A 13,710-nucleotide genomic window follows, 5' to 3' on the forward strand; every position below is an offset into this window, starting at 1 on the left:
CTCAGAACTCCCGCTGCATGTGGCGGAATTGATATTGTGTGAATTGTGCAAACAGGCTGTTTTTATCCTTCAGGCGGACGGGCAGCCGGGCACCGTCCAGCATTTCAATGCAGTCGCCCTCAAACCGCAGCACCTTATCCATGTTCAGCAGCAGGCCCCGGTTGCAGACAAGAAAGTTCTCCTGCGTCTTCAGCTGCTGCTCCACCTGCGCAAAGGTGGCAGCGGCCCGGCATTCGCCGTCGTCGGACACGATCCGGACGAAGTGGTTCTGGGATTCCGCATACAGGATCTTATTCAGCGGCAGCCGCACGATCTGCCGGGCAATGCGCACCTCCAGCTCCGGCTGCTGGCGGCACAGCACCCGCCGCAGCTCCCCTGCCAGCTGCTCAAACTTTTCTTCCTTATAAGGCTTGAGCAGATAATCGAATGGATGTACCGGAAAGGCATCCCACACGTACTCCGGCGAGGATGTCACAAACACGATGAGGAGATGCGGGTCCTTTTCCCGCAGCAGCCGGGCCGTCCCGATGCCGTTCGTGCCCTCCATGCAGATGTCCAGAAACACCACGGCATACGGCCCGGCGGCGGCTCTGTGCAAAAATGCGTCGCCGCTCTCGTACAGGTCGCAGACGACAGGATCTCCCCACGCCTGCCGCAGCAGCCGCTCCAGCTGCTGGGCTTCAAACTTCTGGTCTTCAACAATCGCGATCCGCAGCTCCATCGCTACGCTCCCCCCTTGCAACTTGATTGTACCACATTTTTCCGCCCCCTGCACCTGCCTTTCACGCACGAAACACCCCCTTTCACGCAGAATTGCCCCATCTGCGCCGCCAAAGCGTGTCGGAAAACACCGAATCCGCCTGGTCTGCCCGGTTCCTGCCGCTTTCTCTATAATCTGTATTTTTTCATTCCTTTTTTCACATTTTTTCAAAAAAGGATTGACAGCGCGAAACCGGCATGATAAAATCACATTTGATTTTGAGAGACAAAGCATAGCAGAGTCTTTTCAAAGCAATTTACCATGGACCGCCCAGCGGGGCTAAGGCCATACGGACAGCCGGGTCCACTGCCGACCGGCGGCACAGCCGCCATTATTGATTGAGCTTAGCAGCTCAAATTTTATAAGTTGGTTCCTTTACAACCATGAAATTGCGCAGTCAGTGTGCAGACTTGTGAAACGGTCAATAAAGAGCAGTAAAAGCAGAATTGCTATATAGACTCTCATAATCCCGTCTTTTGGATCCTGCACACCGTCCGGCTCCGGCTCGCCGCCGGGGGCTTTGTGCGCACATTCAAACGCTTTTTGCAAAGCGCAGGTCTGCACCTTTGGGTGTTGGTCCTGCGCTTTTTTGTTTGCATCGGGATCAGGGACGGAGGAAAAACATGAGTGAGAACCGAACACGGTTCCGGCTGAACCAGAACCGTGCGCCCATCTATGAAGCGCTGGAACAGTTCCGCAAAATGCGGGTGGTGCCCTTTGATGTGCCCGGCCACAAGCGAGGCCGCGGCAACCCGGAGCTGACCGCCTTTCTGGGCCAGCAGTGCGTGGGCGTGGATGTGAACAGCATGAAGCCGCTGGATAATCTCTGCCACCCGGTATCGGTCATCCGGGAAGCAGAAGAGCTGGCCGCAGATGCCTTTGGCGCTGCCCACGCGTTCCTCATGGTGGGCGGCACCACCAGCAGTGTGCAGAGCATGGTGCTTACCGCCTGCAAGCGCGGTGATGAGATCATTCTGCCCCGCAATGTGCACCGCAGTGTGCTGAACGCACTGGTACTGTGCGGCGCGGTGCCGGTGTATGTGAACCCCGAGGTGGACAAGCGCCTTGGCATCTCGCTGGGCATGAAGCGGGAACAGGTGGAAAAGGCCATTAAAGAGCATCCGAATGCTGTGGCTGTGCTGGTGAATAACCCCACCTACTACGGCATCTGCTCTGACCTGCGCGCCATCGTAAAAATGGCCCACGATGCCGGGATGCTCTGCCTTGCGGACGAAGCCCACGGCACCCACTTCTACTTTGGCGGCGGCCTGCCGGTGTCTGCCATGGCGGCAGGGGCTGATATGGCATCCGTCTCCATGCACAAGAGCGGCGGCAGTTTAACGCAGTCCAGCCTGCTGCTCATCGGCCCCAATGTGCACCCGGGCTATGTGCGGCAGATCATCAACCTGACCCAGACCACCTCCGGCAGCTACCTGCTCATGTCCAGTCTGGATATCTCCCGCCGCAACCTTGCGCAGCGCGGGCGGCAGGTATTCCACCAAGTGGCCGACATGGCCGAGTATGCCCGCGAGGAGATCAACGCCGTGGGCGGCTACTACGCCTTTGGCAAGGAGCTGTGCAACGGCGACTCCGTTTTTGACTTTGATACCACCAAGCTCAGCGTCCACACGCTGGATATCGGCCTTGCAGGCATTGAGGTGTACGACATCCTGCGCGATGAGTACGACATCCAGATCGAGTTCGGCGACATTGGCAACATTCTGGCCTATCTTTCCATCGGCGACCGCCCGCAGGAGGTGGAGCGTCTGGTCAGCGCGCTGGCCGAGATCAAGCGCCGCTACCAGACCGATGGCTCCGGCCTGCTGAGCCAGGAATACATCGACCCCGTTGTGGCCGCCAGCCCGCAGGAAGCGTTCTATGCGCCCAAAAAGAGCCTGCCGCTCCGGGAGACCGAGGGCATGGTGTGCAGCGAGTTCGTCATGTGCTACCCGCCGGGCATTCCCATTCTGGCCCCGGGCGAGCGCATCACCAAGGAAATTTTGAACTACATCGAGTACGCCAAGGCCAAGGGCTGCAGCATGACCGGCCCCGAGGACCCGGACATCGAGCGGCTGAACGTTCTGGCATAAGGAGGGAATGCAGATGGAATTTTGGTTTTCTGAGTTTCACACCCCGGACGTGAAGCACAGCATCCGGGTGAACAAACAGCTCTACTCCAAGCAGAGCGATTACCAGCGCATCGATATTTTTGAAACGCCGGAGTTTGGCCGGGTGCTCACATTGGACGGCAATGTGATGCTGACCGAGCGCGACGAATTCATCTATGACGAGATGATCGTGCATGTGCCCATGGCGGTGCACAAGCAGGCAAAAGACATCCTTGTCATCGGTGCCGGTGACGGCGGCGTGGTGCGGGAGCTGACCCGCTACGACCGGGTGGAGCGCATCGACCTTGTGGAGATGGACCCGCAGGTGGTGGAAGCCTGCCGCGCCTTCCTGCCCAGCAACGCCTGCCGTATGGATGACCGCCGGGTGCACATCTATTTTGAGAACGCCCTCAAGTATATCCGCCGCTGCGAGGAGGAGTACGACCTCATCATCGTGGACTCCTCCGATCCCTTCGGCCCATCCGAGGGTCTGTTCACCCGCGAGTTCTACGGCAGCTGCTTCAATGCCCTGAAAGCGGACGGCATCATGGTGAACCAGCAGGGCAGCCCCTTCTATGCCGAGGATGCCAGCGCCATGCAGCGCAGCCACAAGCGCATTGCGTCCACCTTCCCCATCAGCCGAGTGTATCAGGCACACATTCCCACCTTTGCGGCTGGGTACTGGCTGTTCGGCTTTGCCAGCAAAAAGTATCATCCCATCGATGATCTAGATGCAGACGCATGGAAGGCGCTGAACATGCGCACCCGCTATTACACCGCCCGGCTGCATGTCGGCGCATTTTACCTGCCGGCATTCCTTGAGGAAATGCTGCGGGAAGTGGAGGAACACTGATGCAACCCAACATTGAAAACTTCATCGGCTGTGACAGCAGCTACCGCGCCGCCAGCATCGTGCTGTACGGTGCGCCCTACGATTCCACCACCAGCTACCGCCCGGGCGCACGGTTCGGCCCGGCGGCCATCCGACACGAAAGCTATGGTCTGGAGACCTACAGCCCCTACCAGAATGCCGACCTGACCGATTTTGACATCTTCGACAGCGGCGATCTGGAGCTGTGCTTCGGCTCCAGCGAGAGCGCCCTTGCGGACATCGAAGCCCGCGCAGAGGAGATCCTGCAGGACGGCAAGTTCCCGTTGCTGCTGGGCGGTGAACATCTGGTGACGCTGGGTGCCGTGCGGGCTGCTGTGAAGAAATATCCGGATCTGCACATCGTGCACTTTGATGCCCACGCCGACCTGCGGGACGACTACCTTGGTGCAAAGCTGAGCCACGCCTGCGTGCTGCGCCGCTGCCATGAGCTGGTGGGCGACGGCCGCATCCATCAGTTCTGCATCCGCAGCGGCGACCGCGCCGAGTTCGAGTTTGCAGCCCAGCACACCGAGATGCACAAATTCGATTTTACCGGCCTTGCTGAGCTGACGGAACAGCTGTGCGAGAGCAAGGTGCCCGTCTACCTGACCATCGACCTCGACTGTCTGGACCCCTCCTGCTTCCCCGGCACCGGCACGCCCGAAGCCGGCGGCGTGAGCTTTTTGCAGCTGCTGGATGCCATCCGCACCGTGACGAAAGCCAACATCGTAGCCGCAGACCTCAACGAGCTGGCTCCCACGCTGGATACCACCGGCGTTTCCACCGCCACCGCCTGCAAGGTGCTGCGCGAAACGCTGATCGCGCTGGACAAGGGCTGGCCCGGCTTTCAGGTCTGACCGAATTTGCACACATTGACATAAAGGAGAAAAATCATGAGCAAAGTTCTGATCATCGGCTGCGGCGGCGTGGCCTCCGTTGCCATCCACAAGTGCTGTCAGGTGCCCGAGGTGTTCACCGAGATCTGCATCGCCAGCCGTACCAAGTCCAAGTGCGACAAGCTGGCTGCAGAATTGGCCCCCAAAACCGCTACCAAGATCACCACCGCACAGGTGGATGCCGACAAGGTGGACGAAGTGATCGCCCTCATCAAGGCTTATCGGCCCGACCTCGTGATGAACATTGCCCTGCCCTATCAGGACCTGACCATCATGGATGCCTGCCTTGCCTGCGGCGTAAACTACATGGACACCGCCAACTACGAGCCGGAGAACACCGACGACCCGGAGTGGCGTGCCATCTACGAGAAGCGCTGCAAGGAAGCAGGCTTCTCCGCCTACTTTGATTACAGCTGGCAGTGGGCCTACGCAAAGAAGTTTGAGGAAGCCGGCCTGACCGCCCTGCTGGGCAGCGGCTTCGACCCGGGCGTGACCCAGGCTTACTGCGCCTACGCCAAAAAGCACGAGTTCGACACCATTGACACCATTGATATTCTGGACTGCAACGGCGGCGACCACGGCTATGCCTTTGCCACCAACTTTAACCCGGAGATCAACCTGCGCGAGGTGTCCGCTCCCGGCAGCTACTGGGAGAACGGCCACTGGGTGGAGATCCCGGCTATGAGCATCAAGCGGGAATACAACTTCGATCAGGTGGGCGACAAGGATATGTACCTGCTGCACCACGAGGAGATCGAGTCCCTTGCCAAGAACATCCCGGAGGCAAAGCGCATCCGCTTCTTCATGACCTTTGGCCAGAGCTATCTCGACCACATGCGCTGTCTGGAGGATGTGGGCATGCTGTCCACCACCCCGGTCAACTTCAACGGGCAGGAGATCGTGCCCATCCAGTTCCTGAAAGCGCTTCTGCCGGACCCCGCCAGCCTCGGCCCCCGCACCAAGGGCAAGACCAACATCGGCTGCATCTTCACCGGCAAGAAGGACGGCAAGGAAAAGACCTACTATATTTATAATGTGTGCGACCATCAGGAGTGCTACAAGGAGGTCGGCTCTCAGGCCATCAGCTACACCACCGGCGTACCGGCCATGTGCGGCGCACTGATGCTGCTCACCGGCAAGTGGACCACCAAGGGCGTGCACACTGTGGAAGAGTTTGATCCGGACCCGTATCTGGACGCTCTGGACAAGTACGGCCTGCCCCGTTCCGAGAGCCACAGCCCGGCGCTGGTGGACTGATGCGGCTGGCCGATACCCGCCCGCCCTTTGCCGGGCTGGCGAACCTCTCCGAGACCGCGCTGTCTGCCCTGCCCACCCCCTGCTACCTGCTGGACGAAGGGCAGCTGCGCCGCAACGGCGAACTTCTGCTGGGGGTGCAGCAGCGCACCGGCTGCAAAATTCTGCTGGCGCAGAAGGCTTTTTCCAACTTTAATGTTTACCCGGTGCTGGCTCCTTATCTGGCGGGCACCGAGGCCAGCGGCCTGTACGAGAGCCGCCTTGGCAAAGAAGAGCTGCCGGAAAAAGAGAACCATGTGTTCTGCGCGGCCTACCGGGCAGACGAGTTCGCGGAGCTGCTGCAGTACGCCGACCACATCGTGTTCAATTCGCCCAGCCAGCTGGCAAAGTTTGGCCCGGCAGCAAAGGCGGCGGGCAAGAGCGTGGGCCTGCGGCTGAACCCGGAGTGCTCCACGCAGGAAGGCCATGCAATTTACGACCCCTGCGCCCCGGGCAGCCGCCTTGGCACCACCCGCGCCCAGTGGGATGCCGCCGTGCAGGCAGACCCGGCCCTGCCCGAATTACTGGACGGACTGCACTTCCACACCCTGTGCGAGCAGGATGCCGATGCACTGGCCCTGACGCTGGCGGCGGTGGAAGACCGCAAAGTTCGGGGATCTTCTGCCCCGGATGAAGTGGCTCAACTTTGGCGGCGGGCACCATATCACCCGCCCCGGCTATGACCTGCCCACGCTGGAGCGCTGCATCACCGAGACGCAGACGAAGTACGGCGTGCAGGTGTATCTGGAGCCGGGCGAAGCATGGGCGCTGAACGCCGGATATCTTGTTACCACTGTGCTGGATACTTTGCAAAATGGCGAGACGAGCCTTGCCATTCTGGACATGTCTGCGGCCTGCCACATCCCGGATGTGATCGAGATGCCCTACCGCCCGCCGCTGCTGGATGCCGGGGACCCCGGCGAAAGGGCCGTCACCTTCCGGCTCGGCGGACCGACCTGCCTGGCCGGGGATATCATCGGCGACTACAGCTTCGACGCTCCCCTCACCGAGGGCGACCGTCTCCTCTTCGGCGATATGGCCATCTACACCACCTGCAAGAACAACACCTTCAACGGGATGCCGCTGCCGCCCATCTGGGCAATGGACGAAAACGGCACCTGCCGGGAGCTGGTGAAGTTCGGCTACAGCGATTTCAAGATGCGGGTGGGAAATAGCAAAAAATAAAATATCCCGCATTCAAATGCGCCCCTTCCCTGTGGCAGACCACATCGGAAGGGGCGCGTGGTTTATGATGGAGCTCACATAACAAAAACACCCTTCCCTCTGCGGAAACCCGCAAAAGGAAGGGTGTTGAACTCGTTATCCTGTTGTCGTACCAATCACAGCATGTTCGTACCAACAAAGCCAATACTAGCTGTCATTCAGCACGGCACCTCAAGCACTTTTGAGCGTAGAGCTGTGATTAGCAGTTCTCAGCGAAGTACTTAATGGTACGGACCATCTGAGAGGTGTAGGAGTTCTCGTTGTCGTACCAAAACCGGCTTGTTCGTACCACGATTATATCACGTTTCAGCGTCATTTGCAAGTTTTTTCGTGATTTTTTGTTTTAGCATTATTCTATACATTTTACTTCTTTTTACGTGCATATGATTTTCGCATAGTATCGTGCACTCCTCGGAGCGTCCGGGACCGGGGCTTCCGCCGGGGCGTTTGCCCTGCCCAGATGCGCTCCTCAGAGTGGGTGTGATGAGGGGTTGGATGAGGGGTTGATGGACGGAATTGAGTGATAGGTTTCCTCTGATTTGAAGAATACTTTTGAAGTGATTGAAGCTGTTTTGATGTGCTGACGGATTCGATTACTTCTTATCTGTGATGTTCATTACTGTTTATTTGCTCAGTCCCTACTTTGCCTGTGCTCTCCCCTGCTACCTCTTTTGCTGAAATTTCACCGGAAGTGATTTTGGACCATGGAATAAAAACAGGCACACTGTTGTTTGATATGAAATATTTTTCTATTATAAAACCGCATGGATGAGATTTTGTAACCACACCCACACGGTTTAGAATTTTGAAAAGTTTATTTCAGTTTTTCAAGGATCTCGTCCGCACTCATCCCGCTGGCCAGCAGCTTTTTCAGCACATCCTCTGCTTCAGCTTTCTTTGCAGATTCCGCTGCTTTGGTTTCAGCTTTGACCTTTTTAGCTTCGATTCTGACGATATCCTTGTCGATAGATTTCAGCTCTGCCTTCTTGGTTTTCAGGTCGGCTTTCAGCGCATCAATATTCGCAGTGATGGATGCAATTTCGGCGGCAGCGGCTTCCTTTGCGGCCTGCTTTTCGGCAATCTGTGCAGCAAAGTCAACGGTTGCTTTTGCGGTCTTGGGCTTGTTCTTGCTTCCTTTGGGACGGGGCATAAGGGACACCTCCATTCAGTATTTATAAGGCAAGTATAGCATTACAAACATTGAATGGCAAGCAATTTATATCGGCAAAATATGCGTTAGACAACGTATCCCTTGGCCTTGATGACCTCCGCGACCTGAGAGACATACTTCTGGCAGGTATCATGGTCAGGTGCTTCCACCATAACACGAACAACCGGCTCAGTGCCGGACTCACGAACCAGAATACGGCCAGTATCGCCCAGTGCCTCAGCAACCTTAGACACAGCTTCCTGCACCGCCAGATCACTCTGTGCAGCCTTCTTATCGGTCACACGAACATTCTCCAACACCTGCGGATAGATCTTCAGCGGTGCCGCCAACTCGCTCATCGGCTTCTTCTTAGCCAGCATGACTTCCATCATCTTCAGACTGGTTAAGATACCATCGCCGGTGCTTGCATACTTGCTGAAAATGATATGACCGCTCTGCTCACCACCGATACGACAGCCGTTCTTCGCCATGTACTCGTATACGTACTTGTCACCCACAGCAGTCTTGGCGTAACCGATACCTTGCTCATCAAACGCTTTGTACAGACCAAAGTTGGACATGACAGTCGTAACCACAGTATTGGTCAGCAGCTTGCCACGCTCTTTCATATAGCAGCCATAGATATACAGGATATGGTCACCAGTGATGACATTACCCTTCTCGTCCACGCACAGGCAGCGGTCGGCGTCACCATCGAAGGCAAAACCAACATCCAGACCCTTCTCCACAACAAACTTCTGCAGACCCTCAATATGCGTAGAGCCGGCATTATTGTTGATGTTTAGACCGTTCGGCTTATTGTTTATGACATAGGTGTCAGCACCCAGCGCATCGAAAACGCTTTTAGCGATGTTCCAAGAACTTCCGTTGGCGCAGTCCAGGCCAACCTTGACACCCTTGAAGGAATAGATACCAAGGCTGATCAGATAGCCCATGTAGCGGTTGCGGCCGGACACATAGTCCACCGTGCAGCCAATGTGTTCCCTGTGAGCGAAAGGCAGCTCCGGCCAGTCCTTATCGAACACATGGAGCTTTCCGTCGATGTAGTCCTCTACCAGCAACAGGATCTCCTCGGGCATTTTCTCGCCATAGCAGTCGATCAGTTTGATGCCGTTATCGTAGTAGGGATTATGGCTGGCAGAAATCATGATGCCACAGTCGAAGTCGTCCACGCGGGCGATGTAGGCCACACTGGGCGTAGTAGTGACGTGCAGCAGATAGGCGTCTGCGCCGGAAGCAGTCAGACCAGCAACCAAGCTATACTCGAACATATAGGAGCTGCGGCGAGTGTCCTTGCCAATGACGATGCGTGCAGGCTCGTTGTTGCCGTTGCGCGCGCGCAGTGCATTGTAATACCAGCCAAGGAAGCGACCTACTTTATAGGCATGATCTGCTGTTAATGTAATTCCGGCTTCACCACGAAAACCATCTGTTCCAAAATACTTTCCCATATTTTATTACCTCTCTTATGCTTCTTTCTCTATCTTAAAAGGGCAAACTTTTAAACATTGATAACAGCAAATACATTTACTTTCATCTATCTGCGGATACTCAAAGCCTTCTCCATCCTCTACCATAGATATAGCCGCTTTTGGACAAATCGAATAACAGGCTGTGCATCCACAGCATTCTTCTTTTCGTTTATATAGTACCGGAAGTTCTTTCATTGATTTTACTCCTGACAATTAAATACGAAACACAAAGATTAGTCCATATTCTTCGTTGTGCTTATACTCTCTCCCCCCCGATTGCTCTGAGGGCGGATTTAATTGTATTCTTGATTTTTCTTTTTACTCTACTTTTAAATGTTACTTTTATTGGAGAAGCATACTTCTTTTCAAGCTCTTCAAATTCCATAGCGTCCATATCCTCAAAAAAAGTGTCTCTCTGCGACGGTCTACAGCAAGACTTATATTCTGCCGGATTACTTTTCACACCATCTTCATAAGCTACTTCTTTCAGCTTCAGCTTACTACTGATAGTTTCAAACTCCTTCATTCCTTTATCTGTGCGAATTAAAATAAGTGACGTACCGTTTCCATCATTCATTTCGGGAGCCACATCATTAATTCCCCAAAAATCCGCAATAGTCAAATCTGCCATTTTCACCTTTTTTGCAGCACAGTCGTAGCACGAAGGCCGGAGACAGTAATTCCTCAGAAACATTTGCATATAAGGGTCTTTATCTTTTGAAATATACAACTGTTTTGCTTCGCCCTGTGGAAGTTCTGCCAGAACTTCTTTCATACCAAAGTCCGTCCAACTATCATCTTTACAGCGGAAATTGATACCCTTCAGTTTACCACCGTTTTTCTTTTCCTGGTATTCTGCATATTTTTTCCATAGAGCTGGTGATGGTGTACCATGACAAATCACATCCACACAAAGTAGATTATCATATTCTTTTCCTAAGAAGTTCTTCAGCCCGTTCACCTGACAGCCCGTTCCGCTGAAAAGAACAAGTTTACCGGCTAGTAGATCATCTTTAATCTGCTTATATGTATTCCCAACTTTAGCCTGCAAATACTTTGACCCACGAAGCCATACAAGCCCCGCCATATCCGTTACTCGCGCAAATTCCGCCGAATAACAATCATCCGACATTTTCACACCATATACGGTTCCGTTCTGAGAGAGGACATTTTCTGCAAGCAAAGAAAAAACGGCACCAGAGGAACTGCTGAGGCGCGCATCTTGATTCACATTATATCCCGCATATACTTTTTTTGGCTTCACCTCATAATCTCCTTTCATTCATTTTACTCTCGCATCCCCAATTTTGTTAAAACACTCCGTAATTTTCCTTTTGTCATCTTATTTACCAATAAAAGCGAATCTGTAAATTCTATTCTTTTATAGTACGCAAACAAATAAATCAAATTGGGAAGTACAACACAAATTGCTCCCCTAATAACAAGTGTTGTTATCAATCCAGCATTTACCTTCGTGCAAATAAAATAAGTGATAGTACAACTAATTAAAATGATGAAGCAGTAATACAACAGATTTTTTAAATAGCCGACCAAATACTTCTTTTCAAAAATTACTGTAAAGAGGTTATGTAAAAGCCACGGCATTCCAACGCAAACAATTGCTAGAACAGTAGAAATAAGAATGCCGTACAAACCTATAAATTGCACAAGTATAAGGTTTAAAGCCAAATTGGTTAATGCTGCAACTAATGGTCTAAACCTATCCTCATGCCACATTCCAGAAGCATCTTTATATGTATTAAACAAAGAATTTAACTGTCGTACAAAAAAGTAAACCACAAAGCAAATCACTGCCGAGGATGAAAGCATTAAATCTTTACCAACCCACAACTCCATAAAAGGTTGATAAAGACAGAGCAAACAAACAGCACAAAAACCAGCACCCCAACATATTATAAACGTAAACTTATTTAAATCTTTATAGTTCTTCCCTTTCGTTTCTACAACAATACTATTTCCAATTCCAGCTGTACAAGCAGAAAACACAACTGTTATCAATCCCGTTATTGCGTTTAAGATGTAAAAATAGTTTTGGTAGATTGCTAACGCTGTAAGTCCCAAAAAAGAAGAAATGACTATGGTATCCGCAGAGTCGTATATAATACCTCCAATTTTTGACGTAAACAAATCCTTGATTCTGTTATTGATTGCTTTCTTTTCTTCAGTAGCAATTTGACCTTTTGGTTTAAATTGCGGATATATTCTATCTGCACACATAGCAGTAGCAATATTTGTTAATGCCTGCGTTGCCAATAGAACAATAACATAAAGATAATAGTCTTTAAACAACCATAAAACCAATAACTGCAATGCGTACTGTATAGTGCTGGTTACAAGTGAAACTTTGCTTACAATATCTACTCTTTGATGCGCTTGTAAAATGCAATTTTTATACGCATATAGCCAATAGGATAATACTGTAGCACCAAGATTCAGAAGATAAAGTAGATAAATATTAAGATTATCTGGAACATCTCCAGAAATCAGCTTTGGGATAAATGGTGTTAAAGCGCAGCCGATAACAGCAATAACAAGGCCAATAATCCTGTAATAAGTTTTATACAATTTCATCAATGCACAAATTGTTGCGTTGTCATCCTCAGCTATCGGCTTATACATACTATATATCATAGCAGAACCAACACCAAGTTCTGCTAAATTCAGCACCTGAAGAATAGATGTAAAAAGCGAATTCAATCCAAGATACTGAACGCCCATGAGATAAATCATGGCGGTGCGCATTAAAAACGGTACAATAATCTGATATGCCTTTAAAATCACGCCAAATATTATATTTCTTGTTGCATTTTTTGTTCTCTCAATTTTTGCCACTTTTAAGTCCTCTTACATTTAATCAGTAAGAGCATCCTTCAAAAAGTCAAATGACTTCCTACGCTCTTCTTCCAGTATCCTATCAACATTTACATAATTGATTTCTGTTTCACAATTTAAATCGCCACATTCAGTCAATCGATTTTTTGCACCTGTCAACTCGGCAAGTGACTCGATTCTAGAGTTCATATTCAAACCAGGTCTATTGAATGTAACAAATTTCTTATGAAATATAATTGAAAATACTGTTGCATGGAAAGAATCTGTGAGAACCTCTTCAGCATTTCTAATCAAATATAGGAATTCTGAAGGTCCAATAGGAAGTTCCTTTCCGTTTTTTTGAACTGATCGAACATCGAAAATCTCATATTTTTCTTTTAACTGTTTGATTTTTTCTTCGAATCGATCCGTTTTATCACCTAAAGCATAAACAAAAATATATTTGCCTTTTGGTCTACACAACGATTTTTTCTCAACCTTCATCCAATCTTCTTCATCAAGTAGCAATGTCGGATCTAATACCACTGTTGCATCTCTGCCTGATAATTTCTTGACAATAATCGCTCCCTGATGTTCTCTCACGGAAATTGACTTGAACGATTTTAGGTATTCAGCATATTCTATTTCTTTCTTCTCAGGAATTATGCTCACACCAAAACTCGCAGCATAAGAGATTTTTTGATCATTTTTTGCAAAAGTTAAGAAATCGCATTCTCCCCCGCAAAAGCGTAGTAAGGATTCCAGACCTGATCGCTTCCAACCACAAAATAGTCAAACTCTTCTGCCAACCCATTGGGATAATCGTCCTTTCCCAATATAATATCTGAAAAATCAATATTCACATCAAACTGGCGGAATTTTGCGGCCTTTGTTTGCAAAATGTTCTGGGCCATACGTTTCGCACATGAGGTTACCGTCCTAGATTCATGAACCCTATGCAATGTTTTTACAGAGCAGTTAAGTGATTTCAAAATTTCCTGTAGCGCATAGTTCTGCAGCCGATTCCCATAGTTCAAAGATTCAATCGTAACAATAGCAACTTTTTTCATTTTTCTGCCCATA

The 13,710-nt window shown here is 51.0% G+C and carries 12 protein-coding genes and 1 pseudogene; 5 read left to right on the forward strand and 8 right to left on the reverse strand.

Annotation, left to right across the window (positions count from 1 at the left end):
* Position 1: 1 nt before the first annotated feature.
* Complete coding sequence (locus tag ACNQFG_RS14475; protein WP_423405362.1) at positions 2-721, reverse strand: LytR/AlgR family response regulator transcription factor; 720 nt, start codon at positions 719-721, stop codon at positions 2-4.
* Positions 722-1,383: 662 nt separating this feature from the next.
* Between ACNQFG_RS14475 and ACNQFG_RS14480 the strand changes: the two genes are divergently transcribed.
* From ACNQFG_RS14480 to ACNQFG_RS14500, 5 genes and pseudogenes are all read left to right on the forward strand, one after another.
* Complete coding sequence (locus ACNQFG_RS14480; RefSeq protein ID WP_097775018.1) at positions 1,384-2,850, forward strand: aminotransferase class I/II-fold pyridoxal phosphate-dependent enzyme; 1,467 nt, start codon at positions 1,384-1,386, stop codon at positions 2,848-2,850.
* Between the two features lie 13 nt (positions 2,851-2,863).
* Complete coding sequence (gene speE, locus ACNQFG_RS14485) at positions 2,864-3,721, forward strand: polyamine aminopropyltransferase (protein WP_044953854.1); 858 nt, start codon at positions 2,864-2,866, stop codon at positions 3,719-3,721.
* A complete protein-coding gene (speB, locus tag ACNQFG_RS14490; protein WP_005943304.1) occupies positions 3,721-4,596 on the forward strand; it encodes an agmatinase in 876 nt (291 codons plus the stop codon). The genes speE and speB overlap by 1 nt, the downstream gene beginning before the upstream one ends.
* A 36-nt stretch (positions 4,597-4,632) precedes the next feature.
* Complete coding sequence (locus ACNQFG_RS14495; RefSeq protein WP_423405363.1) at positions 4,633-5,892, forward strand: saccharopine dehydrogenase C-terminal domain-containing protein; 1,260 nt, start codon at positions 4,633-4,635, stop codon at positions 5,890-5,892.
* A pseudogene (locus ACNQFG_RS14500) lies at positions 5,892-7,113 on the forward strand (carboxynorspermidine decarboxylase). The gene ACNQFG_RS14495 and the pseudogene ACNQFG_RS14500 overlap by 1 nt, the downstream one beginning before the upstream one ends.
* Positions 7,114-7,966: 853 nt before the next feature.
* Here the strand turns inward: ACNQFG_RS14500 and ACNQFG_RS14505 are convergent.
* From ACNQFG_RS14505 to ACNQFG_RS14535, 7 genes are all read right to left on the reverse strand, one after another.
* Positions 7,967-8,302, reverse strand: coding sequence for a hypothetical protein (locus ACNQFG_RS14505; protein ID WP_423405364.1), 336 nt, complete (start codon positions 8,300-8,302; stop codon positions 7,967-7,969).
* Between the two features lie 86 nt (positions 8,303-8,388).
* Positions 8,389-9,774: a phosphoglucosamine mutase gene (gene glmM / locus ACNQFG_RS14510; RefSeq protein ID WP_423405365.1), complete on the reverse strand. Its 1,386-nt coding sequence runs from the start codon at positions 9,772-9,774 to the stop codon at positions 8,389-8,391.
* A 15-nt stretch (positions 9,775-9,789) separates the two neighbouring features.
* Entirely contained in the window at positions 9,790-9,990 is a 201-nt protein-coding gene (locus ACNQFG_RS14515) for a 4Fe-4S dicluster domain-containing protein (protein ID WP_302275593.1), read from the reverse strand.
* A gap of 61 nt (positions 9,991-10,051) precedes the next feature.
* A complete protein-coding gene (locus tag ACNQFG_RS14520) occupies positions 10,052-11,077 on the reverse strand; it encodes a Coenzyme F420 hydrogenase/dehydrogenase, beta subunit C-terminal domain (protein ID WP_423405366.1) in 1,026 nt (341 codons plus the stop codon).
* A gap of 5 nt (positions 11,078-11,082) precedes the next feature.
* Entirely contained in the window at positions 11,083-12,648 is a 1,566-nt protein-coding gene (locus ACNQFG_RS14525) for a lipopolysaccharide biosynthesis protein (protein WP_423405367.1), read from the reverse strand.
* Positions 12,649-12,666: 18 nt separating this feature from the next.
* Complete coding sequence (locus ACNQFG_RS14530; RefSeq protein ID WP_423406604.1) at positions 12,667-13,392, reverse strand: polysaccharide pyruvyl transferase family protein; 726 nt, start codon at positions 13,390-13,392, stop codon at positions 12,667-12,669.
* Positions 13,347-13,709, reverse strand: coding sequence for a hypothetical protein (locus ACNQFG_RS14535; protein WP_423405368.1), 363 nt, complete (start codon positions 13,707-13,709; stop codon positions 13,347-13,349). The genes ACNQFG_RS14530 and ACNQFG_RS14535 overlap by 46 nt, the downstream gene beginning before the upstream one ends.
* Between the last annotated feature and the right edge of the window lies 1 nt (position 13,710).

It is taken from the genome of Faecalibacterium prausnitzii (assembly GCF_049532945.1).
Classification (GTDB): domain Bacteria; phylum Bacillota; class Clostridia; order Oscillospirales; family Ruminococcaceae; genus Faecalibacterium; species Faecalibacterium prausnitzii_N.

Excerpts from the sequence above, each read along its gene's own strand:
- ACNQFG_RS14480 (WP_097775018.1), top strand. The coding sequence starts at position 1,384 with ATGAGTGAGAACCGAACACGGTTCCGGCTGAACCAGAACCGTGCGCCC.
- ACNQFG_RS14520 (WP_423405366.1), bottom strand. The coding sequence starts at position 11,077 with ATGAAAGGAGATTATGAGGTGAAGCCAAAAAAAGTATATGCGGGATAT.
- ACNQFG_RS14505 (WP_423405364.1), bottom strand. The coding sequence starts at position 8,302 with ATGCCCCGTCCCAAAGGAAGCAAGAACAAGCCCAAGACCGCAAAAGCA.
- ACNQFG_RS14495 (WP_423405363.1), top strand. The coding sequence starts at position 4,633 with ATGAGCAAAGTTCTGATCATCGGCTGCGGCGGCGTGGCCTCCGTTGCC.
- ACNQFG_RS14515 (WP_302275593.1), bottom strand. The coding sequence starts at position 9,990 with ATGAAAGAACTTCCGGTACTATATAAACGAAAAGAAGAATGCTGTGGA.
- ACNQFG_RS14535 (WP_423405368.1), bottom strand. The coding sequence starts at position 13,709 with ATGGGCAGAAAAATGAAAAAAGTTGCTATTGTTACGATTGAATCTTTG.
- ACNQFG_RS14475 (WP_423405362.1), bottom strand. The coding sequence starts at position 721 with ATGGAGCTGCGGATCGCGATTGTTGAAGACCAGAAGTTTGAAGCCCAG.
- speB (WP_005943304.1), top strand. The coding sequence starts at position 3,721 with ATGCAACCCAACATTGAAAACTTCATCGGCTGTGACAGCAGCTACCGC.
- speE (WP_044953854.1), top strand. The coding sequence starts at position 2,864 with ATGGAATTTTGGTTTTCTGAGTTTCACACCCCGGACGTGAAGCACAGC.
- glmM (WP_423405365.1), bottom strand. The coding sequence starts at position 9,774 with ATGGGAAAGTATTTTGGAACAGATGGTTTTCGTGGTGAAGCCGGAATT.